This is a genomic window from Salmonella sp. HY31, assembly GCF_042604575.1.
In the GTDB taxonomy this organism is placed as follows: Bacteria; Pseudomonadota; Gammaproteobacteria; order Enterobacterales; family Enterobacteriaceae; genus Salmonella; species Salmonella diarizonae.
Genome location: NZ_CP170479.1, coordinates 1844358 through 1870193, shown reverse-complemented (window position 1 = coordinate 1870193; position 25836 = coordinate 1844358). Strand labels below are relative to the sequence as shown.

Genomic DNA, 25836 nt, shown 5'->3' with positions numbered 1-25836 from the left:
GGTAACCGCTGATACAAAGCCGACCACCAGGTCGGCTTTTTTATGCCCCTTGCAGGGCAGTGCATCAGGGCAACGCATCCCCCCATGGCGTCTTTTAGTCACTCAAGGCGCTTACGAAATCGGACTGGATAATAAACCGTACGGATGGCGTCGCTACGGGCGCGACAGTATAACGACTAAAAAAATGCCCGCGCCGGGGTGGATGGCGCGGGCAGACAAAACATATCCAGTTTCGTGATATGTTTCAAAAAGAGATGTTACCGGTTCAACTGGAAAAGCGACATTCCCTGCATATCGGTAAACGTTTTATAGGAGGCCTGTAATGCCGCCTGTTGCATCACGTAGGAGGAGATGGCCGAGTTCCAGTCCACATCCACCAGATTGCTCATCTGCAGCTTCTGCCCCAGCGCACGGTCACTTCCCAGGGCATCCAGCGTACTGAGTTCGCTCAGTTGCGTCCCCAGTTCCGCACGAACGGTCAGGACATTATTAAGCGAGTTTTTTAAGCCGCGATTCGTTTTATCAATGGCGGCGGCAGCCTTTTCTTTTTCCACATCATTGCCTTTCACCGGCGTTTTGAGCGCTGCAATCGCCGTATCAAGCATGACAAACAAATTCTTTTCAGAGTCCGTGCCATCAGGTTCCGGCACTGCATTGCTGGTAAGGCTATTAAAAATTTGCGCTCCCGTATGGCCAATCACCATCGTGCGTGCGGAATCCACCTGCTGGGTAACACTTTTCTCACCGCCATGGTAATTCCCCGTCGCCTGATCGAAAGGCGCCGCTTCCGTTTTATACCCGGCGAAGATATAGCGACCATTACCGTCAGTACTGTTTGCCAGGTTCATCAACTGATCGCGGATACCCTGTAAATCCGTCGCCAGCGAAGCGCGGTCATCGTCGCTTAACGTGCCGTTTCCGGCATAGACAATTTTTTCCTGTGCGGTTTGAATCGCCGTCGTCACCTGACTGAGTACGCTTTCTTCCAGCGAAACTTTTTGGGTGGCAAAAGTACGCGCCAGGGCGTACTGGCTATTCTGTGCCTGCGCCTGGGAGAGCACCACCGCCTGCGACGCGGCGATCGGATCGTCAGATGGATTGATAACGCGCTTACCGCTAGACATCTGCTCGCCCAACTTCATCCATTCGGACTGAGAGTTAGTGATGCCGCTCATATTTTGCTCATACATCATCTGGGTACTGATACGCATGTCATCCTTCTCCCTTAGCGAATGTTCAGTAACGCATCAAACAGCGCGTTCGCGGTCTGCAATACTTGCGCATTCGCCAGATAATACTGCTGATAACGCTGCAAATTGCCATACTCTTCGTCTAGATTAACGCCGGAAACCGACTGTTGCTGCTTATAAAGCTGTTTAACCACATTCGCCTGCGTGGTGCTGCTGGTTTTCAGCGTTGACGTTTTGTTACCCACATCGCTGACCAGCGTGGCGTAGGCATCGTTAAAGGTTTTGTTGCCGCCCACTACCTTGCTGTTTTGTAAGTCCAACAACGCCTGGCCATTGCGGTTATCGCTATCGCCGGTATCCACATCAGGATCGAGTTTTGACTCGGCAGCCATCGCAATCTCGGCTTCATTCGTCACTTTAACTTTCATGTCGACGATAGCATTACTGACCGGCTTCAGAAGGAAACTGTCGTTCTTCTGCGCGCCGGTGCCCACCGTCACTTTCAGACCGTCAATCTCCAGTTTTCCGTCAACATCTTTTGTCGCCGTGAAGGTGGTGTTATCCGCCAGGCGAGTAACCTTCCAGTCTGTACCGTCAAAAACAATCTGATAATCCGTCGCCTGAACCTTCGTGCTATCGACCACCTCAGCGGTTAACGATACCGTTTTATCCGCATTATTACTGTTGCTATACACCACCGGCGAGCCAATGCCAAAGAAGTCTTTCCCTTTATTGCCGTCAGCGTCATAACCTTTGGTATGCTGCACGTTGAATGCATCGGCAAATGCCAGCGCCAACTGGCCCAGTGTATTACGAGTCTGATCCAGATCCTGAGAGCGGAACGTCAGTAGCCCGCCGAGCGAGCCGGTATTCAGCAACTTTTCTGGAATTTCGATGTTACCTGCGGCCTCATCGACATAAGCGACAGTCGTTCGTGTCGGGTCGGCGCTGGAGGGTACTGCCGCCAACTGACGCGCCGTCGAACCCTGCACCAGCGTATAGCCATTGGCCATCGTCAGGTTATAGGTGCCGCCGTCCTGTACGCTCACCTCGACGCCAACAATCTTGTTAAGCTCGCTGACTAACTGGTCACGCTGATCGAGCAGGTCGTTCGGCGATGCGCCCGCGCCTACGCCCGTCAAACGGGAGATTTGATCGTTCAGGTTAGCTATCTGCTTAGCATAATTATTGATTTGCGCCACACTGGAACTAATCGCGATATTGACCTGTTTATCCTGATCGCGCAGATACTGATCGGTGGTTTTGAACTGGTTTACCAGCCCTTCCGCTTTACCAATCAACGCCTGACGCGCCGCAGGATCTTCCGCGTTACTGACTAACGTTTGCAGACTGGTAAAAAAGCTCTGCAACGAGCCAGACAGTGAGCTGGATTTATCGGCCAGCAAGTTGTCGATTTTCGACATTTGTGCATAGCGCGTGCTCAATCCACTACTCTGGTTTTGCGCGCCGCGTAGCTGATTGGTGATAAACGCATCATATTCACGCTGTACGCCGGAAACGTAAACGCCATTACCTATCCAGCCGCCAGACCCTAACGTACTGTTTGCCTGCGCCAGAATAGTTGTCTGCCGGGTATAACCCGCAACGTTATAATTGTTGATGTTATTACTGACCGTACTTAACGCGGCCTGCGCGGCGTTAAGCCCGCTCATGGCGTGATTAATCAAGCTGGACATGATGGTTCCTTTTAATCCTTCAATACTCGTTGTTATCGGCAGCTACTGTGTGGACTTGAGCAATTTAAAAGAGATTATCGAGATTCGCGCTGTAGGTTTTGCTGACCTTTTCGCTCATCGCTTTTAACTGCTGAATCATGCTGGTTAATTTACGCGCGTAATTCGGGTCGGTAGCGTATCCGGCGTTTTGCAAGGCCACGGCACCCTGCTCCGCCGTGGCGGCGGTGGTCACAGCGGCGTAGCGTGGATTACGTGTTAACAGCGCGACATAATCCGATAACGCCTCCAGATACGAGCTATAAACGCGGAATTTCGCTTTCACTTTTTTCGCTTCGCCGTTTTCGTATTCGGTGGTGGTGATTTCCGTCACCGGTCCTTTCCAACTGGCGGTAGCTTTCACGCCAAACACGTTATAACTGGGTTCGCCGTCCTCCCGCAGGATTTGCCGCTGCCCCCAGCCGGACTCCAGCGCCGCCTGCGCCAGAATCAGATGATGCGGCACCCCGCTTTGTTCGCTGGCCAGCCGCGCCGGGAGCGAAAGCCGGGCCAGAAAGTCTTTACTGTCACCGGAGAGCGGTTCGTCGCTGCTGTCCGGCGTTTTCGGCATCGCCTTGCGCACCAGTTGGGTCAGTGCCTGATTTTGATAGCTGTTTACCGTTTCCAGTGAGAATTTAAGCGGTACTTGCGGGGCGTCATCCGCAGGCATCGTTTGCCCGCTGGTCATCTGTTTAACCATCATATCCGCCAGCCCCAGTCCCTTGCCGGCGGTCATCTGCTGGGCGATCTGCTGGTCATACATGCTGGTATACAGACGCGTCTGATCGCTGCTGAATAAGCCATCTTTGGGTAAAGCCTCGCGCATACTTTTCAGCATCATCTGAACAAACATCCCTTCCACCTGACGGGCCACCGGACGGATATTCGCCGCCGGGTCCTGGCCCGCTTTCGCTTTGAGTTCGTTCAGAGATTGCGCATCCCAGGCCGCGCTGGCCAACAATTTACCGTCACCAATCATTAGATAATTTCCAATTTGGCGCGTAGACAGCCCGCGCTCTGCATGGACTGCAAAATCGACATCAGATCTATCGGCGTCGCACCAAGCGCATTTAGCGCGCGCACTACGTTGTTCAAATTGGCGCTGGAACGAATGCTTTGTAACGATCCGCCGCTCTGGCGCAAATCTATTTGAGTCTGTGGCGTCACCACGGTCTGGCCGCCACCAAATGGCGTATTAGGCTGGTTAACGTTGAGCTGGCGGTTGACCGTCACTGACAAATTGCCCTGCGCCACGGCGCAGCTATCCAGCGTGACTTCCCGATTCATGACCACCGAACCAGTACGCGAGTTGATCACGACTTTTGCATCCTGCGGCGTCACGTTAACTTCCATATTTTGAATGTCCGCCAGAAAACGCACCTGCGAGCTATTGCCGCTGGGTACGCGTACCTGTACCGTTCGCGCATCAAGCGCAGTGGCGCTGCCGTAACCGCGGGCGCGATTGATAGCGTCGGTAATTTGCTGCGCCATCGTAAAATCTTCGTCGTTCAATTGCAGATTAATGGTGTTGCCAGCGCCGAACTGACTCGGCAGCTCGCGTTCGATAATCGCGCCGTTAGTGATGCGCCCGCCGTTAAGCTGGTTAACCTGCACGCTACTGCCGCCTGCGGAAGCGCCCGCACCGCCGACCAGAATATTCCCCTGCGCCAGGGCATACACCTGGCTGTCCACTCCTTTTAATGGCGTCATTAATAATGTCCCGCCGCGCAGACTTTTAGCGTTCCCCATTGAGGAAACAACGACATCAATCGTTTGTCCCTGTCGCGCAAAAGGCGGATACGACGCCGTCACCATCACCGCCGCCACGTTTTTTAACTGCATGTTGGTGCCGGTAGGGACCGTAATCCCCAGTTGTGACAACATGTTATTGAGCGTCTGGGTGGTAAATGGCGTCTGAGTCGTCTGGTCGCCCGTACCGTCCAGCCCGACCACCAGCCCGTAGCCGATCAGCGAGTTTTCCCGCACGCCCTGGACACTGGTCAGATCCCGGATACGCTCGGCGTGCGCCAGAGTGGTAACCAGTGCCAGAACGATTCCTGCAAGAGCTTTAAACACATACACCTCGCTTACATCGGCGACAAATTAAGGAAGAAACGTTGCAGCCAGCCCATATTTTGCGCTTCGTTAATATAGCCGTTACCGACATATTCAATCCGCGCATCCGCTACCTGTGTCGAGGGTACGGAGTTGCTGCCGCTGATGGTGCGTGGATTTACCACGCCGGAGAAGCGGATGAATTCCGTTCCCTGATTAATCGCGATCTGTTTTTCACCCACGACGTGTAAATTGCCATTAACCAGAACCTGATCGACGGTCACGGTCAGCGTGCCGCTAAAGGTATTGCTGGCATTCGCGCCGCCTTTACCGTTAAAAGAGTTGCCGCCTGAGGCCTCCATATCTGCGCGGGAATTACCGAATAATCCCTGCAGATAACGCGGTACCGTATCAAAACCAAAGCTGGTTTTGCCGTCGCGGCTGGCATTTGCCGACGAACTTTTACTGGCGCTGACGTTTTCCTGTAACACAATCGTGAGCGTATCGCCGATATTACGCGGTCGACGATCTTCAAAAAGCGGCTGATAGCCATAATTAATCGGCTGCGCAGACTGAAATATAGAGCCATTCGCCACTGGCACCGGGCCCGGAATCGGCTGCGCCGTGGTCGCCCCCTGCACGAGCGGCCTGGAGGGTATCCAGGCGCATCCTGTCAGCGTCGCGACCACCAGGGCCATTAATGGGTAAGCGTGAAGCGCGTATTTTTGCATTACCTTCATCTTCAAAATCAGGGAGCCGGTGGCGTCTTCACCCCACCGGCGACCCCTTAGAGTTGCGTCAGTTTCTGCAGCATCTGATCGGTCGTCGATACTGCTTTACTGTTAATTTCATAGGCGCGTTGAACCTGAATCATGTTCACCAGCTCTTCCGCCACGTTAACGTTCGACGTTTCGACATACCCTTGATACAACAGCCCCGCGCCGTTGAGCCCCGGCGTACTTTCGTTCGGCGCGCCGGACGATTGCGTTTCGATATAGAGATTCTCGCCGATGCTTTCCAGCCCGGTGTCGTTCATAAAGGTAGTCAGATTAAGCTGCCCGACCTGAACCGGCGCGGCCTGCCCCTGCTGGGTCACGCTTACCACGCCGTCGCGGCCAATCGTGATGCTTAACGCGTTGGCCGGAATGGTAATTGCCGGCTGCACCTGAAAACCGCCCGCCGTCACCAGTTGGCCGTTCTGGTCCACCTGGAAGGAACCATCGCGAGTATAGGCTGACGTACCGTCCGGCAGCATGACCTGGAAAAAGCCCTGCCCTTTAATCGCCACATCTTTACTGTTGTTGGTCTGCGACAGGTTACCCTGGCTGTGCAGACGCTCCGTGGCGACCGGACGCACGCCGGTACCGATTTGCAGCCCGGAAGGCAGCGTCGTCTGCTCGGACGACTGCGCGCCCGGCTGGCGGATGGTCTGGTACAACAGATCTTCGAATACCGCGCGCTGACGCTTAAAACCATTGGTACTGACGTTTGCCAGGTTATTGGCAATCACATCCATATTGGTTTGCTGCGCGTCCAGGCCGGTTTTGGCGATCCATAATGAACTGATCATAAAATGTCCTGTATTAACTCATCGACAGCAGTTGGTTAGCTCGCCCTTCGTTTTCATCAACGCTGGTGATAACCTTCATCTGCATTTCAAAACGACGTGCGTTGGCGATCATGTCGGTCATGGCTTCAACTGGCTTAACGTTACTGCCCTCCAGTACGCCCGACATAATGCGAATAGATGGATCGGCGGCCAGTACCGCCCCGCGTTCGGCCTGTGCGTCGGCGGTAAGGCGGAATAAACCATCATCGCTCCGCTGTACCTCATTGCCCTCCGCTTTGACCAGCTTCAGTCGCCCAACGGGCGCCACCGTGTTCGGCGGGTCGCCGGGGTTGAGCGCGGAGATCGTGCCGTCTGCCGCAATGGTGATTTCCGACCCTTCAGGAACGGTAATCGGGCCGCCTTCTCCGATAACCGGATGTCCCTGAATGGTTAACTGTCCAGTCGGGCCCACCTGGATATTCCCGTTACGGGTATATCCTTCAGCACCGTCCGCCGCTTGCACTACCAGCCAGCCGTCCTGCTGTAGTGCGACATCCAGCGGGCGGGAGGTGTAGTCCAACTGGCCTGGGGTCATATCCGCCCCCGGTGTCGACGCCATAACCAATGTGCGCGTCGCTAAAGAGAGGCCATCAACGGGCACCGCGCGTAGCGCATTGAGCTGCGCGCGAAAACCCGGCGTTGAGGCGTTAGCCAGGTTGCTGGCCGTTACCGCCTGCTGGTTAAGCGTCTGACTGGCCGCCCCCATGGCGGTATAAATTGCGTGATCCATTAAGCTATCCCGTCAGGCGCTTAGCGCAGGTTAACCAGAGTATTGAGGATCTGGTCCTGGGTTTTAATGGTCTGCGCATTCGACTGGTAGTTACGCTGCGCGACGATCATATTCACCAGCTCTTTACTCAAATCCACGTTAGAGGCTTCCAGCGCGCCATTCGTCAGCTTACCGAAGTTGCCGGAACCGGCGGTTCCCAACAGCGCTACCCCGGAAGCCTGCGTCGCCGCCCAGACGTTATCGCCCTGGGATGCCAGACCTTCGTTGTTGGCGAAGTTAGCCAGCACAATCTGCCCCAGCACCTGTTCCTGCTCGTTGGAGTAGTTCCCTACCACGGTGCCGTCGTTGTTAATCTGGTAGCTCACCAGATCGCCAGGCTTATAGCCGTTCTGATTAGTGGCGACGATGTTGTTAGCCCCGGTGTTCTGCTGCATGGAGTTAAGGAAGCTGAGGGAGAATGTGGCCGCCGTCGCGCCATTAATCGTACCGGTAGTGATGTTAACCGTACCGCCGGATTGCAGGATCCCGTTTTCATTAAACACCAGCGTTGTAGAAGCCGCCGTTGGCACGGCGGCTGTCGGATCGCTGCTGTCATGGGTGTACACAGCCCATTCATTATTTTTAGTAGAGCTTTTAACAAAATAGACGTTCATGTCATGGGCATTACCCTGGCTGTCATAAACGGTGACGGTCCCTTTTTTGTTATACGAATCCGCATCACTCACGCTAAAGGGCGTTTTAGACGGTACAGGGTCCGTTGAGTTCAGGTTGATCTGCATTGACGCGGTGGTGGTCGATTTCGCCGCCATCAGCGTGTTCGGAATGGTGATCGGCGCAGGATTCGCCCCCTGCTGAATAGTCGGCGGCGTACCGGTGGCCGGATAGCCGGTCAACTGCATCCCCTGCATATTGACCAGATTACGGTTCTCGTCCAGTTTGAACTGGCCGTTGCGGCTATAGAAAACGGAACCATTGCTGTCCACCAGGCGGAAAAAACCGTTCTGGCTAATCGCGACGTCCAGCCCGCGACCGGTGTTCGTTGTCGTACCGTCGGTAAAATCCTGGGTAATCCCCGCTACTTTTACGCCCAGCCCCACTTTTGAACCAGCGAACATATCGGCAAACGATGCCGTACCGGATTTAAAGCCATAGGTGGCGGAGTTGGCGATGTTATTACCGATAACATCAAGGTTGGTGGCCGCGGCGTTCAGGCCGCTAACCGCTTGAGAAAAAGACATGACTGACTCCTGATAAGTGTAAGGGCTTAGATTATTTGCCGAACTTCGTCGAGTGTGGTGGTGCCGTAGGTACCGAGATCCAACAGGTTGCCGTTGCTGCCCTTCGTCACGCCCTGCACCAGAGCGAATTGCAGCGGTTGCGCTACCAGTTGTGTCCCGCCATTACTGGCGGTAATCGCAATGTTGTAAGAACCATTCGGTACCGCTGTTCCGTCCGTTTGCTTACCATCCCAGGTAAAGGTATGTACCCCGGCTTTCAGCTCGCCGATCTCCAGCGTACGTACCACCCGACCATCTTTATCGGTAATGGTTGCCGTCACTTTGTCCGCGGGTTGTTGCAATTCCACGCCAAACGGCGTTGTGGACGTAACGGCCCCTTCTTCCGCGCCTTTACCCGCCAGAATTGTGGTGCCAGGCACCATAACGCCATGTCCAATCAGCGTGGTCGCCTGTAGCGACTGACTATTGTCGATTTGCCCGGAAATAGCCCCCAGCGTCGTATTCAGTTTTTCAATGCCGCTCACGGTACTGATTTGCGCCAACTGTGTAGTTAACTCATTATTTTGTAAGGGGTTAGTCGGGTCCTGATTCTTCAATTGCGCGACCAGCAAGGTCAAGAAACTGCTTTGCAGATCGGCAGCATTGCTTCCAGTCATCGAACCGCTGCCGGTCGTCGTTTTGACGCCCGTGTTGGTCGGATCATTCATATTTACGGCAATAGACATACGCGCCTCCTTTACTGGCCTAATGTCAGCGTTTTAAGCATCATGCTTTTTACGGTATTCAGGACTTCGACGTTTGCCTGATAGCTGCGCGAGGCTGACATCGTATTGACCATTTCGCCGACCACATCGACGTTGGGCATTTTGACGTAACCGTTAGCGTCCGCCAGCGGGTTGCCTGGCTCATAGACCAGCTTTTCCGGTGCCTGGCTTTCAATCACGCTGGCGACCTTTACCCCGCCAGTGGCCTGACCCGGCGAGGCGTCCACCTGAAAAACCACCTGTTTGGCGCGATAAGGCTGACCGTCTGGTCCGGTGACGCTATCCGCATTCGCCAGGTTACTGGCCGCAACGTTCAACCGCTTGGACTGTGCGGTAAGCGCCGATCCGGCGATATCAAAAATGTTTAACAGCGCCACGAATTAGTTTCCTCCCTGTAGCACATTCATCATGCCCTTGAGTTGGCTACCCAGAACGGTAAGCCCCATCTGATATTTGAGACTGTTATCCGCAAACTGCGTACGTTCCCTGTCCATATCCACGGTGTTGCCATCCAGAGAAGGTTGATCGGGGACGCGGTAAAGCAGATCCACTGCGGGAGAAGAGACCGCCTGGGCGGGAATATGGTGAGAGGAAGTCAACGTCAACGAGACGCCGCCGGTTTCTTCCCGTCCGCGCACCATCACTTTTTTTAACTCACTGGCAAAATCAATATCGCGCGCCTGGTACCCCGGCGTATCGGCATTGGCGATATTCGCCGCTAATATTTCCTGACGTTGCGCGCGCAGATTTAGCGCTTCCTGCTGAAATCGTAAGGCGGCATCGAGCCTGTCGAGCATATCTCCTCCGCAAATGACAAAATTCAGCCGACAGCTTAAATCTCTTCACGCGCGCGTTATCGCCGGAATAAACGCAAAATGCGTCGCTATTTATTGCGTTGATGCTTGCTTCACACGGGTAGAATCCTGTCATTACATCAACCAGGGGGAGGTAACTATGCAAACGGTAAAACGAGGATTCGCCGTGGCGGCTTTGCTATTCAGCCCCCTGGCAATGGCGCAGGACATCAACGCCCAGTTGACAACGTGGTTTTCCCAGCGTCTGGCTGGCTTCAGCGATGAGGTCGTTGTAACGCTCCGTTCACCGCCTACTCTGCCGCCGAGCTGTGAACAGCCAACCTTCAGCATGACAGGCAACGCGAAGCTATGGGGTAACGTCAACGTGGTGGCGCGCTGCGCCAATGAAAAACGTTATTTGCAGGTGAGTGTGCAGGCGACCGGCAATTATGTCGCCGTTGCCGCGCCCGTCGCGCGCGGCGGAAAATTGACGTCGACCAACGTCACGTTAAAACGTGGCAGGCTGGATCAGTTACCGCCGCGGACGGTACTGGATATCCATCAGATTCAGGATGCCGTCAGTTTGCGTGATCTCGCTCCCGGGCAGCCAGTGCAGCTTACGATGATACGTCAGGCCTGGCGCGTCAAAGCGGGTCAACGAGTACAGGTCATCGCCAATGGCGAGGGTTTTAGCGTCAATGCGGAAGGTCAGGCAATGAATAATGCCGCCGTCGCGCAGAATGCGCGCGTGCGCATGACATCGGGTCAAATCGTGAGTGGAACCGTCGATTCTGATGGGAATATTCTTATTAACCTATAATTGTATAAAGATTTTGTCGCGGCTGCCGATGAGATATTCAACCATGATGGTAGCTGGCCGCTACAACGTAACCCTCGATGAGGATAAATAAATGAGCATTGACCGTACCTCACCTTTGAAACCCGTTAGCACTGTCCAGACGCGAGATACCAGCGACACGCCGGTACAAAAAACGCGTCAGGAAAAAACGTCTACCGCGACGAGCGCCAGCGTAAAGTTAAGCGACGCGCAAGCGAAGCTCATGCAGCCAGGCACCAGCGATATTAATATGGAACGCGTCGAAGCATTAAAAACGGCTATCCGTAACGGCGAGTTAAAAATGGATACGGGAAAAATAGCAGACTCGCTCATTCGCGAGGCACAGAGCTACTTACAGAGTAAATAAGCGTATGACTCGTTTGTCAGAAATACTTGACCAGATGACCGCCGTCCTGAATGACCTGAAGACGGTGATGGATGCAGAACAACAACAGCTTTCCGTAGGCCAGATTAACGGCAGCCAGCTACAGCGTATTACAGAAGAAAAAAGCTCGTTGCTGGCGACGCTGGATTATCTGGAACAACAGCGCCGTCTGGAGCAGAATGCGCAGCGTAGCGCAAACGATGACATTGCGGAGCGCTGGCAGGCGATTACCGAAAAAACGCAGCATCTGCGCGACCTCAACCAGCACAACGGCTGGCTGCTGGAAGGGCAAATAGAGCGTAATCAACAGGCGCTGGAGGTACTGAAACCGCACCAGGAGCCTACCCTATACGGGGCTAACGGCCAGACTTCCGTCTCTCACCGCGGCGGTAAAAAAATTTCTATCTAATCATTGCCGGATGGCGACGTTGCGCCTTTCCGGCCTGAATGCTTTGTAGGCCTGATTAGCGCAGCGCTATCAGGCACTGAATTTACGCTGTCCGGCGTACAAACTCTTTCACTTTAAAGCCCAGCACGGCAAGCGCAGCGAAATAGGCCGCAATACCCGCGATCACTACCGCCATCAAACGCAGCAAACGCCATAACATAGACCCTTGCGACCACTCCGGCATAATATGCAACACGCCGAACAGCACGGCGGCCATCACCAGTACGGAAATGATCAGACGCGTCAGAAACCACATCCAACCCGGTTGTGGCGTAAAGATATTCTGTTTGCGCAGTTGCCAATATAACAGAGACGCATTGAGACATGCCGCCAGCCCAATAGAGAGCGATAGCCCGGCGTGTTTCAGCGGTCCAATAAACGCCAGGTTCATTAACTGGGTCATAATTAACGTCACTATGGCGATTTTCACCGGCGTTTTAATATCCTGGCGAGAATAGAAGCCCGGAGCCAGCACTTTTACGACGATCAAGCCAATCAGTCCCACCGAATAGGCGATTAACGCCCGCTGCGTCATCGCCGCATCAAAGGCGGTGAATTTACCGTACTGAAATAGCGAGACCGTCAGCGGCTTCGCCAGAATGCCTAACGCTACCGCGCTCGGCAACGCCAGTAAAAAACACAGACGCAGCCCCCAGTCCATCAGGCGACAGTACTCATCATGATTGCCGCTGGCAAAGCTTTTCGACAATGACGGCAACAGGATGGTCCCCAACGCCACGCCCAACACGCCGGACGGGAACTCCATCAACCGATCGGCGTAGTACATCCATGAGACCGAGCCGGAGGCCAGAAACGAGGCGAAAATCGTATTGATGATAAGGGAGATCTGACTGACAGAAACGCCCAAGATCGCTGGTCCCATCTGTTTGACCACCCGCATCGCCCCGGTATCGCGAAAGTTAATGCGCGGCAACACCAGCATACCGATCTTTCTCAAATACGGAAGTTGATACACCAGTTGCAGCACGCCGCCGACGGTGACTGCCCAGGCTAACGCCAGCACCGGCGGATTAAAGTATGGCGCGGCGAATAACGCAAAACCGATCATGCTGATATTAAGAAATGTCGGCGCAAAAGCGGGAATAGAGAAGCGATTCCAGGTGTTGAGAATGGCGCCAACCAGCGAAGCCAGCGAGATCAGCAGAATATAGGGAAACGTAATCCGCAGCAGTTGCGTCGTCAGCGCGAATTTATCAGCAGTATCGGCAAAACCCGGCGCGGTTACCATAATGACCCACGGGGCGGCCAGCATACCGGCCACCGTCACGACGGCTAACGCCAGCGTCAACAGGCCGGAAACGTAAGCGACAAAGATCCGCGTCGCCTCTTCACCCTGCTTGCTCTTATATTCCGCCAGGATCGGCACAAAAGCCTGAGAAAAAGCGCCTTCGGCAAAGATTCGGCGTAGTAGATTGGGAAGTTTAAACGCCACAAAAAAGGCGTCGGTCGCCATTCCTGCGCCAAAAATTCTGGCGACAATCGCATCACGGGCAAAACCCAAAACGCGTGAAAACATAGTCATCGAGCTGACGGCAGCCAGCGATTTCAATAAATTCATTTCTTTTGTATTCCAGACCCTGGCGTAAAACTCCTGTATGGCTGATCCATCGACCGGATAACGCATTTCTGCCGTATCCGGCTGTATCACCGCGCCTGACGGCGACGTTAAAATGTCTTATCAGGCCTACAGACTCCCCACGGTTTGCCATTATTCACTGTGAAAAGAGGTATTATGTAGAGTGGGCATATATACCCGTCATACTTCGAGGTGCATGTGCGTTGGCTTTCCTGCAACTCGAATTATTTAGGGTATAGTACCTGGATTACGATGAATTACTACCGCCAGATGTTACAGAGGATTATTCGCTGATGGCGTCCCGCCACAGCGCCTCCACGACGCGCTGGGCCAGAATCGCCTGATCCCCAGCCGTTTCCGGAACCGTCTGATTTTGCACGCAATCAATGAAATGCCGTGCGCATCCGACAAAACCACGCTGTTCAAGCGTCGTTTGCCAGCCCGGAATGGGTTTGATGAGAATACCTTGCCCGCGCTCTTCGCGCCATTCACGCATATCCGTCACGTCATACAGCCCGCCGTCGGTGACGGCCAGGACCGATTCACGCTGACTTCCGGCGCGCCGGTGCATACTGGTGGTAATTTGTAGTTTGTCGGCTGAAAAATGATGTTCCGCATAGCGCATTTCGCCGGACTCGCTGGTGAGTAACGTGCCGCTGGCCAGGCGCGCCTCACCGCCCGCCAGCCACAGAGCGGTATCCACGACATGCAGATAGTCATCGAGCAAAGTAAAACGTAAGTCGTGCGGCCCGACGCTATCGGTACGATGTTTATCCATACGCAGTGACGCCGCGGCACCGAGGCACGTTTTCAGCTCGCGGTACAGCGGCGCAAAACGGCGGTTAAAGCCAACCATCAGCGTCAATTTTTTTTGCGCCGCCAGCGCCACCAGCCGCTCGGCATCACGTAAATTTTCCGCCAGTGGTTTATCCACGCAGACATGGACGCCGACGTTGAGAAGTTCGCTGACCACGGCATAATGGCTTGCGGTGCTGGAGTGGACGAAGACCGCATCACAGCCGGACGCTAAATTCGCCAGCGAATCCACATATGGTATGCGCCAGCTTTCGCAGATACGTAAGGCTTTATCCCGCGAGGGAGACCAGGCGCCCTGTAACGTCCATCCGGCGGTGTGGGTTAATACCGGCAGCCAGGCCTTCTGCGCAATACCGCCTAATCCGACAATGCCAATCCGTAATGTTCTCACATTACTCTCCCAGGTGAGCTAACAAAGAATCCAGCCGCTGCTTTAACTCCGCCACTTCGCTTTCCAGCGCTTCGACGCGCGACTGAAGATCGCCCGACGTGCTTTCCGGCGCAGGCGTCTGGAGAGACAGTTCATCGACGTCGCCGCAAAAAAGGTGCATATAGCGGCTTTCACGCTTACCCGGTTCACGCGCCAGACGGATGACATACGGGCCATCCTCACGGCTGGCAAGCCGCTCCAGCGTGGATTCAACTTCCGCCATGTCGCTGAATTCATGCATCCGCGACGCCCGGCTGCGCAACTCGCCGGGCGTTTGCGCACCGCGCAGCAGCAGCGTGGTGACAAGCGCCACTTCCGCCGCGCTAAGTTTCAGGTCGCCAAACTCGGAATTACAGAAACGCTGTTCATATTTTGTGACGCGATTGCCAAACCCGCTGACCGTACGTAAGAAATGGCGTTTTACCAGGTTATCGAGCTGTTCCTGTACCGCCTGTTCCGTCAGGTTCATCACCGGTTCACGGTTAGTTTTCTGGTTGCAGGCCGTCACCACGCCGTTAACGGAGAGCGGATACTGTTCCGGCGTTGTTACCTGCTTTTCCAGCAGACAGCCAATCACTCGCGCTTCAGTGGCGGTTAATTCATATTTCATCGTTTTCTCCCTTTCGCTTTCACTCGCCCGGTAAGCCGCTCAACGTCCTGGCGTCCATTCCGGCGTCGTTAATGCCGTCAGTACATGATCGCGCCATTGTCCATCAATCAACAGGTAATCTTTCGCATAACCTTCTTTCTCAAAACCAAGCCGCGCAAGCAGCGCGCCGCTACGTTTGTTGTGCGGCATATAGTTCGCCATGATACGGTGGATATGCTGAGTGCGCTGCATATAGCGAATCGCAGCGGTTAAGGCTTCAAACATCAGCCCCTGCCCCTGCCACTTCTGCGCAATGGAATAGCCCAGATAGCAGGCATGAAAAGAACCGCGCACCACATTGGAAAAATTCGCCACGCCGATAATTTCTTTTTCTTCCGGATCAAGCAGCGCGAAATAGAAGGCGGAGCCCTGTTTGTGAAATTCACCGATCATTCCCAGACGCGCCTGCCACCCTGAAGGATAACAATGACTTTCATCTCGGACCGGCTCCCACGGTTTTAAAAAATGACGATTTTCCGCGTAATAATCGGCCAGACGCCAGGCATCACGCTCATGCACTAAACGCACCACCAGACGGTCGGTGGTTAAGCGCACTTTTGGCACGTTACTGCGATAGCCAAACATTCTATACTTACTCCTTCCTGTAACGTCTTCAGCACGCCAGTAACCTTACTATACCTGCGCAACCAGGCTCTGTGAAAAGCGCAAATCGTCATTTTTTGAATTGCTGCCACATTTTGATGAAAACTCTCGATTAAAAAGGACTTTTGATAAAAAAATATTGTCCCGCTAACGGTAGGAAAAAACAAAACGCAGCCGCAGAATAGTAGACGCTCATCTTTTGTTTCCCGGGAGGGGAAATGTCGCGCGTCTCGCAGGCGAGGAACCTGGGTAAATATTTTCTTCTCATCGATAACATGTTAGTAGTGCTGGGTTTTTTCGTTGTCTTCCCGCTCATCTCCATTCGCTTTGTCGATCAAATGGGGTGGGCTGCGGTGATGGTAGGGATCGCGCTCGGCCTGCGCCAGTTTATTCAACAAGAACTGGGCATTTTTGGCGGCGCCATTGCCGATCGCTTTGGCGCGAAACCGATGATTGTCACCGGTATGCTGATGCGCGCCGCAGGCTTTGCCACCATGGGCATCGCGCATGAGCCCTGGCTCTTATGGTTTTCCTGCATTCTTTCCGGTCTCGGTGGTACGCTTTTCGACCCGCCGCGCTCAGCGTTGGTGGTCAAATTAATCCGCCCGGAGCAACGGGGCCGCTTCTTCTCTCTGTTGATGATGCAGGACAGCGCGGGCGCGGTGATTGGCGCGCTGCTGGGAAGCTGGTTGCTACAATACGATTTTCGCCTGGTCTGCGCGACGGGCGCTATTTTGTTCATATTATGCGCCATTTTCAACGCATGGTTGCTTCCGGCCTGGAAGCTATCAACGGTCAGGACGCCGGTGCGAGAAGGAATGCGCCGCGTCATGAGCGATAAACGGTTTGTCACCTACGTGCTGACGCTGGCGGGCTATTACATGCTGGCGGTACAAGTCATGTTAATGCTGCCGATTATGGTAAACGATATCGCCGGTTCGCCTGCTGCCGTGAAATGGATGTACGCTATCGAGGCATGTCTCTCGCTGACGTTGCTCTACCCGATTGCTCGCTGGAGCGAAAAGCGTTTTCGGCTGGAGCATCGGCTGATGGCCGGTTTGTTCGTCATGTCGCTGAGCATGATCCCCATCGGGATGGTAGGCAATTTACAGCAGCTTTTTACGCTTATTTGCGTTTTCTACATCGGCTCGGTTATCGCCGAACCGGCGCGCGAAACGCTCAGCGCGTCGCTAGCAGACGCACGGGCGCGGGGAAGCTATATGGGCTTTAGTCGTCTGGGATTAGCCATTGGCGGCGCGATTGGTTATATCGGCGGCGGCTGGTTGTTTGATGTGGGTAAAGCGCTTGCGCAGCCTGAACTACCGTGAATGATGCTCGGTATTATCGGCTTTATCACCTTTTTAGCTTTAGGCTGGCAATTTAGTCATAAGCGCACGCCGCGCCGTATGCTGGAACCCGGCGCCTGATTTGATACCTGCCGTTATCTCCTCCATACTGGTCAGGAACCGACAGTCAAATGGAGGAGAAACGTGAAGCTTTATATTTACGATCATTGCCCTTTCTGCGCTAAAGCCCGCATGATTTTCGGCCTGAAGAACATCCCCGTTGAACTTAACGTGTTACAAAATGACGACGAGGCGACGCCCACCCGGATGATTGGTCAAAAGATGGTGCCCATCCTGCAAAAAGATGATAGCCGCTATCTTCCTGAAAGTATGGATATTGTACATTATATCGACAACTCCGACGGTAAACCGCTGTTGACCGGGAAACGCAATCCTGCCATTGAAGAGTGGTTGCGCAAAGTTAACGGTTACGTTAATCAGTTACTGCTACCGCGATTTGCAAAATCCGCTTTCGATGAATTTTCTACCCCTGCGGCGCGCCAGTATTTTATCCGCAAAAAAGAAGCCTCATCCGGCAGTTTTGACAACCATCTAGCCCACTCTGCCGGACTGATTAAAAAGATCGGCGATGATTTACGCTCGCTGGATAAACTTATCGTACAGCCTAACGCCGTTAACGGCGAATTATCAGAAGATGATATTCATCTGTTTCCGCTTCTGCGTAATCTGACGCTGGTCGCCGGTATCCACTGGCCGACGAAAGTCGCGGACTATCGCGATAATATGGCGAAGCAGACGCAAATTAATTTACTCTCCTCAATGGCTATCTAACGCCCGCCAGGCGGCACCCCTCTCTTGCCGCCTTTTTCAGCTTTTTCTACTGGCGTCATGTCCGCTGGCGCGACATGCTGCTTTATGTCAGGATTAGGGCACAGGCAACATGTTGAGGAACGCCATGAAAAAGTTTTTTTTTGCCGCTGCGCTCGTAGTTAGCGAGCCTGTTAGTGGGTTGTAATCAACTTACGCAATACACCATTAGTGAACAAGAAATTAATCAAGCGCTTGAAAAACGGAATAATTTCTCAAAAGATATTGGTCTGCCCGGCATTGCCGACGCGCATATCGTACTGACTAATCTTGCCAGCCAGATTGGTCGGGAAGAGCCTAATAAAGTCACCCTCACTGGCGATGCCAGGCTGGATATGAATTCCCTCTTCGGCAGTCAAAAAGCGACGATGAAGCTCAAGCTAAAAGCTCTGCCGGTCTTTAATAAAGAAAAAGGCGCCATCTATCTTCAGGAGATGGAAGTAGTAGACGCCACCGTGACGCCGGAGAAGATGCAATCTGTGCTACAAACGCTCCTGCCCTATTTAAATCAGTCTTTACGTAACTACTTTAACCAGCAGCCCGCTTACGTGTTGCGTGAGGACAGTAGTAAAGGCGAAGCGTTAGCGAAGAAATTCGCGAAAGGTATTGAAGTTAAACCTGGTGAAATCGTTATTCCTTTCACCAATTGATATCGGAGGGCGCGCTCGCGCCCTTTTTTTTACGTGCAAACGAAAACGTTTCCGCTTATCCTTTGTTTCCGGCAAAAAGACTATTCATCAGCCGGAGCTTATTAATGACTGCACCATCCCAGGTTTTAAAGATCCGCCGCCCGGACGACTGGCACATTCACCTTCGCGATGGCGACATGTTAAAAACGGTCGTACCCTATACCAGCGAAATTTATGGCCGCGCTATCGTGATGCCAAACCTGGCGTCCCCCGTTACGACTGTTGATGCGGCGATCGCCTACCGCCAGCGTATTCTCGATGCGGTGCCCGCCGGGCATGATTTCACGCCGTTAATGACCTGCTATTTAACGGATTCGCTCGATGCCGATGAACTGGAGCGTGGTTTCCATGAAGGCGTGTTTACTGCGGCTAAGCTTTACCCGGCCAATGCCACCACTAACTCCAGTCATGGCGTAACGTCAATCGACGCTATCATGCCGGTACTGGAGCGGATGGAAAAACTTGGAATGCCATTGCTGGTCCACGGTGAGGTGACCCATGCGGATGTTGATATCTTCGATCGCGAAGCGCGTTTTATCGACACCGTAATGGAACCGCTACGCCAGCGTCTGACCGCGCTTAAAGTGGTCTTTGAACATATCACGACCAAAGATGCCGCGCAGTATATACGTGACGGCAACGACTACCTGGCGGCGACCATTACGCCCCAACATTTAATGTTTAACCGTAATCATATGCTGGTCGGCGGCATTCGTCCTCACTTGTACTGTCTACCGATTCTGAAACGCAATATTCACCAGCAGGCGTTACGCGAACTGGTCGCCAGTGGTTTTACGCGCGCCTTCCTGGGGACGGATTCAGCACCGCATTCGCGTCATCGTAAAGAGACCAGTTGCGGATGCGCCGGTTGTTTCAACGCCCCCTCCGCCCTTGGCAGTTATGCCGCCGTGTTTGAGGAAATGAACGCGCTGGCGCACTTTGAGGCCTTCTGTTCACTGAATGGCCCGCAATTCTATGGTCTGCCGGTGAATGAGGGCTGGGTGGAACTGGTACGCGATGAACAACAGATACCGGTAAATATCGCGCTGGCTGATGATACGCTGGTGCCTTTTCTGGCGGGTGAAACAGTACGCTGGTCAGTAAAAAAATAAAAAATGCGCTTACCTGTTGCTATATATTGCATTTAACTGTATATATATCCAGTATATTCAGCAGGGGGTCATTATGCGTATTGAAGTCACTATAGCCAAAACGTCACCTCTGCCTGCCGGTGCGATTGATGCGCTGGCGGGCGAACTCTCCCGCCGTATTAGCCATCATTTTCCTGAAAATTTGGGTAACGTCACCGTGCGTTACGCTACCGCTAACAACCTGTCCGTTATTGGCGCATCAAAAGAGGATAAAGAACGCATTAGCGAGATTCTCCAGGAGACCTGGGAGAGCGCTGATGACTGGTTCATCAATGAATAAAAAATGATATGCAGTGATGTAAGTTTTGCCGGGTCGCCCCGGCTTTTTTATTTGCGCAACTGATGAATATTTCGCCTGACCCTCAAAATAATTGCACAACATCCTAAAAAAATATGAATAAACTGTCGCTTTATTGTTCATATAATTCTTAAAAAGAGAAATTTATCCTCCCGTCTCTTTAAAAACACAGTGAATAGCCTTATTAATTGGTATACTGAAGTTGCTTCAGAAGAAAAACACGCATTGAACCTCGAGAACCGTTGTCTTATAACACGTACCAGGGGGGCATGATGGAAAAGAATAATGAAGTCATTCAGACCCATCCGCTTGTTGGATGGGATATCAGCACCGTCGATAGCTATGATGCGCTGATGCTGCGTTTACACTACCAGACCCCAAATCGTCCGGAACCGGAAGGGACTGAAGTTGGTCAAACGCTCTGGTTAACGACAGATGTAGCCAGGCAATTTATTTCGATATTAGAAGCCGGCATCGCCAAAATAGAATCAGGCGATTACCAGGAAAATGAGTATCGTCGCCATTAGCGTGACGCGCTCCCCTCTCTCAGGCACCGTAAGGTGCCTCACTTATTTCCGGCTTGTATATCTCAGCGCAGTTATTTACCCTGAAATCATCGCGATAGCAGAGAGAAGCTGATGAAATACGACCTTATTATTATCGGCAGCGGTTCGGTTGGCGCCGCCGCTGGTTATTACGCCACCCGCGCCGGGCTAAAGGTCCTGATGACCGATGCGTATATGCCGCCTCATCAACAGGGCAGCCATCACGGCGATACCCGTCTTATCCGCCACGCTTATGGTGAAGGCGAAAAATATGTCCCACTGGTGCTTCGCGCCCAGGCGCTTTGGGATGAACTCTCCGCGCACAATGAAGAGTCTGTTTTCGTCCGCTCCGGCGTCGTTAACCTCGGCCCGGCCGATTCCGCTTTCTTAGCCAACGTCGCGCGAAGCGCGCAACAGTGGCAATTGAACGTCGAGCGCCTGGACGCGACGGCCCTAATGACGCGCTGGCCGGAAATTCGCGTACCCGATAATTATATCGGGCTGTTTGAAGCTGACTCCGGTTTCCTGCGCAGCGAATTAGCCATTACCACATGGCTTCGTCTGGCCCGAGAGGCAGGCTGCGCACAGCTATTCAACTGCCCGGTAAGCCATATTCACCATGATGATAACGGTGTGACGATAGAGACGAGTGAAGGCCGCTACCACGCCAGTAAAGCGCTGATTAGCGCGGGCACCTGGGTAAAAGCGCTGGTGCCGGAACTGCCCGTTCAGCCCGTACGCAAAGTCTTTGCCTGGTTTCAGGCCGATGGACGTTACAGTGCTAAAAACTGCTTTCCGGCCTTTACCGGCGAAATGCCCAACGGCGATCAATATTACGGTTTCCCGGCGGAGAATGATGAGTTAAAAATCGGCAAACACAATGGCGGACAGCTAATACAGACTCAGGAAGAGCGCAAGCCCTTTGCCGCCGTTGCCAGCGATGGCGCAGAAGCATTTCCTTTCCTGCGTAACGTACTGCCGGGGATCGGCGGTTGTTTATATGGGGCGGCATGTACCTATGATAATTCGCCGGACGAGGATTTTATTATCGATACGCTGCCTGGCCATGAGAATACGCTTGTCATCACTGGACTCAGCGGACATGGTTTTAAATTCGCCCCGGTGTTAGGAGAAATCGCCGCGGATTTTGCGTTGGAAAAAACGCCCTCCTTTGATCTGACGCCGTTCCGGCTTTCCCGTTTTAGCCAATAATTTGTCGGCCTCATAAAGGGGCCGTTTATTAAGGTAAGCTATGCGTCGTCTATTTCATTTTCTGATGAATAATATTCGCGAGCATTTCATGCTTTACGTTATTCTTTGGTCGCTGCTGGCGGTTATGGATATCGTTTATCTCTTTTTCTTCTGATTTCTTATCATTGACGTTAACTGACATTTCATGAAAGTTCCTCACTTTTTATTTCATGACGTTGAAGCACAACAATGATGCCAGTTCCTCCCGTAGTGCGGTTATCGGGGTGAAATATCTCGAAACTTCTGAAGCTGAATCGCAAACAACATCAAAATTATTGAAATAAAAATAAATATCATTCAGATTCTTATTTATCAGTTGCATTCAGCGCTTTTCCACGCCATTTTCATTCTCTCGTGAAATATTCATTGGTGTGTTTATGCAATTTAAAAATACTCCACAGCGCTATGGCATGGTTTCCGCCGCGCTCCACTGGCTGACCGCCCTGGTGGTCTATGGCATGTTTGCGTTAGGTTTATGGATGGTCACGCTCAGTTATTACGACGGCTGGTATCACCAGGCGCCGGAATTACATAAAAGTATTGGCATGTTACTGATGATGGCGCTGATCGTGCGTATTATCTGGCGGCTTTATTCTCCACCGCCCGTTGCGTTGGCCAGCTATTCCCGTTTAACGCGCGCTGGTGCCGCTGCTGGTCATCTCCTCCTGTATCTCCTGCTCTTTGCGATCGTCATTAGCGGCTACCTGATTTCCACCGCCGACGGTAAACCGATTAGCGTCTTTGGCTGGTTTGAGATTCCGGCAACGCTTACGGACGCGGGAGCGCAGGCTGACATCGCCGGAACGCTGCATCTGTGGTTTGCGTGGTCGCTGGTCATTATCTCGCTCTCGCATGGGGTAATGGCGCTAAAACACCATTTCATCGATAAAGACGACACTCTGAAACGTATGACAGGAATGTCGTCATCTGACTATGGAGCTCAAAAATGAAAAAAAAACTGCTGGGATTCACCCTCGCATCCTTGTTATTCACGACCGGTTCCGCCGTGGCGGCGGAGTATAAAATTGATAAAGAAGGCCAACATGCGTTCGTAAATTTCCGTATCCAGCATCTGGGCTACAGTTGGCTATACGGCACCTTTAAAGATTTCGACGGCACGTTCACTTTTGATGAAAAAAATCCGTCGGCAGACAAAGTGAACGTGACTATTAACACCAATAGCGTCGACACTAACCATGCCGAACGAGACAAACACCTGCGCAGTGCGGAATTTCTTAATGTTGCGAAATTCCCGCAGGCAACCTTCACCTCTACCAGTGTGAAAAAAGAGGGCGATGAACTGGATATTACCGGCAATCTGACGCTCAATGGCGTAACAAAACCGGTGACGCTGGAAGCGAAACTGATGGGCCAGGGCGACGATCCGTGGGGCGGTAAGCGCGCGGGCTTTGAGGCCGAAGGAAAAATTAAGCTGAAGGATTTCAATATGACTACCGATCTCGGCCCGGCGTCGCAAGAGGTGGAGCTTATCATCTCAGTAGAAGGCGTTCAGCAGAAGTAACGCCTGGCGAAATGCCGGATTGCGGCCTTTACGCCGCTATCCGGCAAAATATTACTCTGCCGGATCGGGAATGCTCAGTTTGCTATTAAGCCGACCACGCGATTTATTAAAAATTTTGTTGCCGTTCTCGCGACCCGCGCGACGTCGGCGCTGTTCCTCCTCCGGCAAGGTCAACTCTTCACAGCATTGTTCGCTACAGCAGCCGTTAAATTTACTGGCGCACTGCGGACACTGGATAAACATCAGATGGCAACCGTCGTTTTTGCAGTTGGTATGGCTATCGCAGGGCGCGCCGCACTGATGGCAATGCGCGATAACCTCATCCGAGATTCGTTCGCCCATTCGCTCATCAAACACAAAGTTTTTGCCGATAAAGCGAACGGGAAGCCCCTGCTCGCGCGCGCGACGGGCGTACTCAATGATGCCGCCCTCAATATGCCAGACTTTATTAAAACCGTTGTGTTTCATCCAGGCGCTGGCTTTCTCACAACGAATACCGCCGGTACAGTACATCACTATCTTTTTATCAGCATGTTCCCGCAGCATTTCAACCGCTTTTGGCAACTGTTCGCGAAACGTATCCGCCGGGATTTCCAGAGCATTTTCGAAATGGCCGACTTCATATTCATAGTGGTTGCGCATATCAATAAAGACCGCGTCAGGATCGTCCAGCATCGCATTAACATCTGCCGCCTTCAGATAATCGCCGACATTACTGGCGTCAAAACTCGGATCGTCAATACCGTCAGCGACGATACGGTCGCGGACTTTCATACGCAGCACCCAAAATGACTTTCCGTCATCCTCCAGCGCGATATTTAAACGCAGCCCGTCCAGCGCGGGATCGAACGCATAAAGCTGTTGACGAAACGTCTCTACCTTACTTTGCGGCACGCTGATTTGCGCATTGATGCCTTCATGCGCCAGGTAAACACGGCCAAAAACGCCCAACGCCGTAAACACCTGATACAACGCGTCCCGCGTCTGTTGCGGTGAGGCGATAGTAAAATATTTATAAAAAGAAATTGTCGTACGTGGCTCGCTTTCCGCCAGCATTTTGGCTTTCAGCTCGTCATTAGAAATGCGGTTGTGTAACACTGGCATGGTGTACGTATCCTGCAATCAGCAAAAAATAAAGTGGGCAGGCATGATAAAGCAAGCCTCGCCAATTTACATCCACACATTTTGCGCTACATTTCTTGCTCCACACTAAACAATTAACAACAATTGTCGATTTAATCGCCACTCTCCTGCTCCATATTTTTGCTCAACGCAAAAAGATGCGAGAATACGGGGAATTGTTCGTTGAAAGACAGGATAGAAATGACGAAGTTGCCTAAGTTCTCCGTGGCTTTACTGCACCCACGTTATTGGTTAACCTGGTTGGGTATAGGCGCGCTTTGGTTGGTCGTGCAACTCCCCTACCCGGTCATCTATAAATTGGGTTGCACATTGGGTCACCTGGCTCGACGCGTAATGAAGCGCCGCGCGAAAATCGCCTATCGCAACCTTGAATTATGCTTTCCGGAAATGAGCGCGCAGGAACGCCACACCATGGTGGTCAAAAACTTTGAATCCGTCGGCATGGGCGTGATGGAAACCGGCATGGCCTGGTTCTGGCCCGATCGGCGAGTGACCCGCTGGATGGAAGCGAGTGGTCTGGAGTATATCCGTGAAGTTAAGGCGCAGGGGCTCGGGTTCATTCTGGTAGGAATACATTTCCTTACCCTTGAGTTTGGCGCCCGCATGTTTGGTATGCATAATCCGGGTATCGGGGTTTATCGGCCAAATGATAATCCGTTGCTCGACTGGTTGCAGACCTGGGGGCGCTTACGCTCCAATAAATCGATGTTGGATCGCAAAGATCTGAAAGGCATGGTTAAGGCATTGAAAAGCGGTGAATTAATCTGGTATGCACCGGATCACGATTATGGCCCACGCGCCAGCGTATTTGTGCCGTTATTCGCCGTCGATCAGGCCGCCACGACCTCCGGTACCTGGATGCTCGCGCGCATGTCTAAAGCCTGTATTATCCCCTTCGTGCCTCGCCGTAAACCTGATGGGAAAGGCTACGAACTGATCATTCTTCCTGTGGAATATTCGCCTCCGCTGGAAAGCGCAGAAGCAACTGCCGCGTGGATGAATAAGATTGTTGAGCAGTGCATTATGATGGCGCCAGAGCAGTATATGTGGCTGCATCGCCGCTTTAAAACCCGCCCTGAAGGCGTACCGTCACGCTATTGACAGGATTGCAGCCGTCAGGCTGCAATCTTTCCCCTCTTTTAGCTTTAAAAGCTCCCCACATTGCGAGGCTGGTAAGGTCGGCG

28 protein-coding genes and 2 pseudogenes are annotated in these 25836 nt (G+C 52.8%); 14 read left to right on the top strand and 16 right to left on the bottom strand.

Going from position 1 to position 25836, the window contains the following annotated elements:
• Positions 1-257 precede the first annotated feature (257 nt).
• The 11 genes from flgL to flgB form a co-directional block, all read right to left on the bottom strand.
• Positions 258-1211, bottom strand: coding sequence for a flagellar hook-associated protein FlgL (gene flgL, locus ACE15A_RS08720; protein WP_053509527.1), 954 nt, complete (start codon positions 1209-1211; stop codon positions 258-260).
• Between the two features lie 14 nt (positions 1212-1225).
• Positions 1226-2887: a flagellar hook-associated protein FlgK gene (flgK, locus tag ACE15A_RS08715; protein ID WP_129382402.1), complete on the bottom strand. Its 1662-nt coding sequence runs from the start codon at positions 2885-2887 to the stop codon at positions 1226-1228.
• Between the two features lie 64 nt (positions 2888-2951).
• A complete protein-coding gene (gene flgJ, locus ACE15A_RS08710; protein WP_023248225.1) occupies positions 2952-3902 on the bottom strand; it encodes a flagellar assembly peptidoglycan hydrolase FlgJ in 951 nt (316 codons plus the stop codon).
• On the bottom strand, positions 3902-4999 hold the full coding sequence (locus ACE15A_RS08705) for a flagellar basal body P-ring protein FlgI (RefSeq protein ID WP_023248224.1): 1098 nt from the start codon (positions 4997-4999) through the stop codon (positions 3902-3904). Before ACE15A_RS08705 ends, flgJ begins: the two co-directional genes overlap by 1 nt.
• A gap of 11 nt (positions 5000-5010) precedes the next feature.
• A complete protein-coding gene (flgH, locus tag ACE15A_RS08700) occupies positions 5011-5709 on the bottom strand; it encodes a flagellar basal body L-ring protein FlgH (protein ID WP_023248223.1) in 699 nt (232 codons plus the stop codon).
• A gap of 56 nt (positions 5710-5765) precedes the next feature.
• Entirely contained in the window at positions 5766-6548 is a 783-nt protein-coding gene (gene flgG / locus ACE15A_RS08695) for a flagellar basal-body rod protein FlgG (protein WP_000625851.1), read from the bottom strand.
• A gap of 13 nt (positions 6549-6561) precedes the next feature.
• Positions 6562-7317, bottom strand: a complete 756-nt coding sequence (locus ACE15A_RS08690; RefSeq protein WP_129382401.1) for a flagellar basal body rod protein FlgF — start codon at positions 7315-7317, stop codon at positions 6562-6564.
• Positions 7318-7337: 20 nt separating this feature from the next.
• Positions 7338-8555 carry a flagellar hook protein FlgE gene (flgE, locus tag ACE15A_RS08685; RefSeq protein ID WP_053509529.1) on the bottom strand — a complete coding sequence of 406 codons (1218 nt, stop codon included), beginning with the start codon at positions 8553-8555 and terminating at the stop codon, positions 7338-7340.
• 26 nt (positions 8556-8581) lie between these two features.
• Complete coding sequence (flgD, locus tag ACE15A_RS08680) at positions 8582-9280, bottom strand: flagellar hook assembly protein FlgD (protein ID WP_023248220.1); 699 nt, start codon at positions 9278-9280, stop codon at positions 8582-8584.
• An 11-nt stretch (positions 9281-9291) separates the two neighbouring features.
• A complete protein-coding gene (gene flgC, locus ACE15A_RS08675) occupies positions 9292-9696 on the bottom strand; it encodes a flagellar basal body rod protein FlgC (protein WP_023248219.1) in 405 nt (134 codons plus the stop codon).
• 3 nt (positions 9697-9699) lie between these two features.
• Positions 9700-10116, bottom strand: a complete 417-nt coding sequence (gene flgB, locus ACE15A_RS08670) for a flagellar basal body rod protein FlgB (RefSeq protein ID WP_023184862.1) — start codon at positions 10114-10116, stop codon at positions 9700-9702.
• A 157-nt stretch (positions 10117-10273) separates the two neighbouring features.
• Between flgB and flgA the strand changes: the two genes are divergently transcribed.
• From flgA to flgN, 3 genes are all read left to right on the top strand, one after another.
• Positions 10274-10933 (top strand): flagellar basal body P-ring formation chaperone FlgA, encoded by a 660-nt coding sequence (gene flgA, locus ACE15A_RS08665; protein WP_023248218.1) that lies wholly within the window; start codon positions 10274-10276, stop codon positions 10931-10933.
• A 91-nt stretch (positions 10934-11024) separates the two neighbouring features.
• A complete protein-coding gene (flgM, locus tag ACE15A_RS08660; RefSeq protein ID WP_023248217.1) occupies positions 11025-11318 on the top strand; it encodes a flagellar biosynthesis anti-sigma factor FlgM in 294 nt (97 codons plus the stop codon).
• A gap of 4 nt (positions 11319-11322) precedes the next feature.
• Positions 11323-11745 (top strand): flagella biosynthesis chaperone FlgN, encoded by a 423-nt coding sequence (gene flgN, locus ACE15A_RS08655; protein ID WP_000197544.1) that lies wholly within the window; start codon positions 11323-11325, stop codon positions 11743-11745.
• 82 nt (positions 11746-11827) lie between these two features.
• Here flgN and murJ read toward each other — a convergent pair whose 3' ends face one another.
• The 4 genes from murJ to rimJ form a co-directional block, all read right to left on the bottom strand.
• Positions 11828-13363, bottom strand: coding sequence for a murein biosynthesis integral membrane protein MurJ (gene murJ / locus ACE15A_RS08650; protein ID WP_023248216.1), 1536 nt, complete (start codon positions 13361-13363; stop codon positions 11828-11830).
• Positions 13364-13664: 301 nt separating this feature from the next.
• Complete coding sequence (locus ACE15A_RS08645; RefSeq protein ID WP_053509531.1) at positions 13665-14588, bottom strand: Gfo/Idh/MocA family protein; 924 nt, start codon at positions 14586-14588, stop codon at positions 13665-13667.
• Between the two features lies 1 nt (position 14589).
• Positions 14590-15237 (bottom strand): YceH family protein, encoded by a 648-nt coding sequence (locus ACE15A_RS08640; protein ID WP_023248214.1) that lies wholly within the window; start codon positions 15235-15237, stop codon positions 14590-14592.
• A 39-nt stretch (positions 15238-15276) separates the two neighbouring features.
• On the bottom strand, positions 15277-15861 hold the full coding sequence (gene rimJ, locus ACE15A_RS08635) for a ribosomal protein S5-alanine N-acetyltransferase (protein WP_000468203.1): 585 nt from the start codon (positions 15859-15861) through the stop codon (positions 15277-15279).
• Positions 15862-16097: 236 nt separating this feature from the next.
• Here rimJ and mdtH point away from each other — a divergent pair.
• From mdtH to ACE15A_RS08585, 10 genes and pseudogenes are all read left to right on the top strand, one after another.
• A pseudogene (mdtH, locus tag ACE15A_RS08630) lies at positions 16098-17306 on the top strand (multidrug efflux MFS transporter MdtH).
• A 63-nt stretch (positions 17307-17369) separates the two neighbouring features.
• Positions 17370-18017 carry a glutaredoxin 2 gene (gene grxB / locus ACE15A_RS08625; protein ID WP_023248212.1) on the top strand — a complete coding sequence of 216 codons (648 nt, stop codon included), beginning with the start codon at positions 17370-17372 and terminating at the stop codon, positions 18015-18017.
• A 124-nt stretch (positions 18018-18141) separates the two neighbouring features.
• A pseudogene (locus ACE15A_RS08620) lies at positions 18142-18703 on the top strand (lipoprotein).
• Between the two features lie 104 nt (positions 18704-18807).
• Positions 18808-19854, top strand: a complete 1047-nt coding sequence (pyrC, locus tag ACE15A_RS08615) for a dihydroorotase (RefSeq protein ID WP_053509535.1) — start codon at positions 18808-18810, stop codon at positions 19852-19854.
• Positions 19855-19927: 73 nt separating this feature from the next.
• On the top strand, positions 19928-20173 hold the full coding sequence (gene dinI, locus ACE15A_RS08610) for a DNA damage-inducible protein I (RefSeq protein WP_001217763.1): 246 nt from the start codon (positions 19928-19930) through the stop codon (positions 20171-20173).
• 290 nt (positions 20174-20463) lie between these two features.
• On the top strand, positions 20464-20718 hold the full coding sequence (gene bssS / locus ACE15A_RS08605; protein ID WP_000414441.1) for a biofilm formation regulator BssS: 255 nt from the start codon (positions 20464-20466) through the stop codon (positions 20716-20718).
• Positions 20719-20829: 111 nt separating this feature from the next.
• Positions 20830-21948 (top strand): N-methyl-L-tryptophan oxidase, encoded by a 1119-nt coding sequence (gene solA / locus ACE15A_RS08600; protein WP_053509537.1) that lies wholly within the window; start codon positions 20830-20832, stop codon positions 21946-21948.
• Between the two features lie 40 nt (positions 21949-21988).
• Positions 21989-22102 (top strand): YceO family protein, encoded by a 114-nt coding sequence (locus ACE15A_RS08595; protein WP_001253281.1) that lies wholly within the window; start codon positions 21989-21991, stop codon positions 22100-22102.
• 262 nt (positions 22103-22364) lie between these two features.
• Positions 22365-22937 carry a cytochrome b gene (locus tag ACE15A_RS08590; protein WP_023246049.1) on the top strand — a complete coding sequence of 191 codons (573 nt, stop codon included), beginning with the start codon at positions 22365-22367 and terminating at the stop codon, positions 22935-22937.
• Positions 22934-23509: a YceI family protein gene (locus ACE15A_RS08585; RefSeq protein WP_064055754.1), complete on the top strand. Its 576-nt coding sequence runs from the start codon at positions 22934-22936 to the stop codon at positions 23507-23509. Before ACE15A_RS08590 ends, ACE15A_RS08585 begins: the two co-directional genes overlap by 4 nt.
• A 51-nt stretch (positions 23510-23560) precedes the next feature.
• Here the strand turns inward: ACE15A_RS08585 and ACE15A_RS08580 are convergent, their stop codons facing one another.
• A complete protein-coding gene (locus ACE15A_RS08580; RefSeq protein WP_064055755.1) occupies positions 23561-24613 on the bottom strand; it encodes a rhodanese-related sulfurtransferase in 1053 nt (350 codons plus the stop codon).
• A 219-nt stretch (positions 24614-24832) separates the two neighbouring features.
• Here ACE15A_RS08580 and ACE15A_RS08575 point away from each other — a divergent pair, with 219 nt between their 5' ends.
• Entirely contained in the window at positions 24833-25753 is a 921-nt protein-coding gene (locus ACE15A_RS08575) for a Kdo(2)-lipid IV(A) acyltransferase (RefSeq protein ID WP_023246047.1), read from the top strand.
• Positions 25754-25836: the final 83 nt, after the last annotated feature.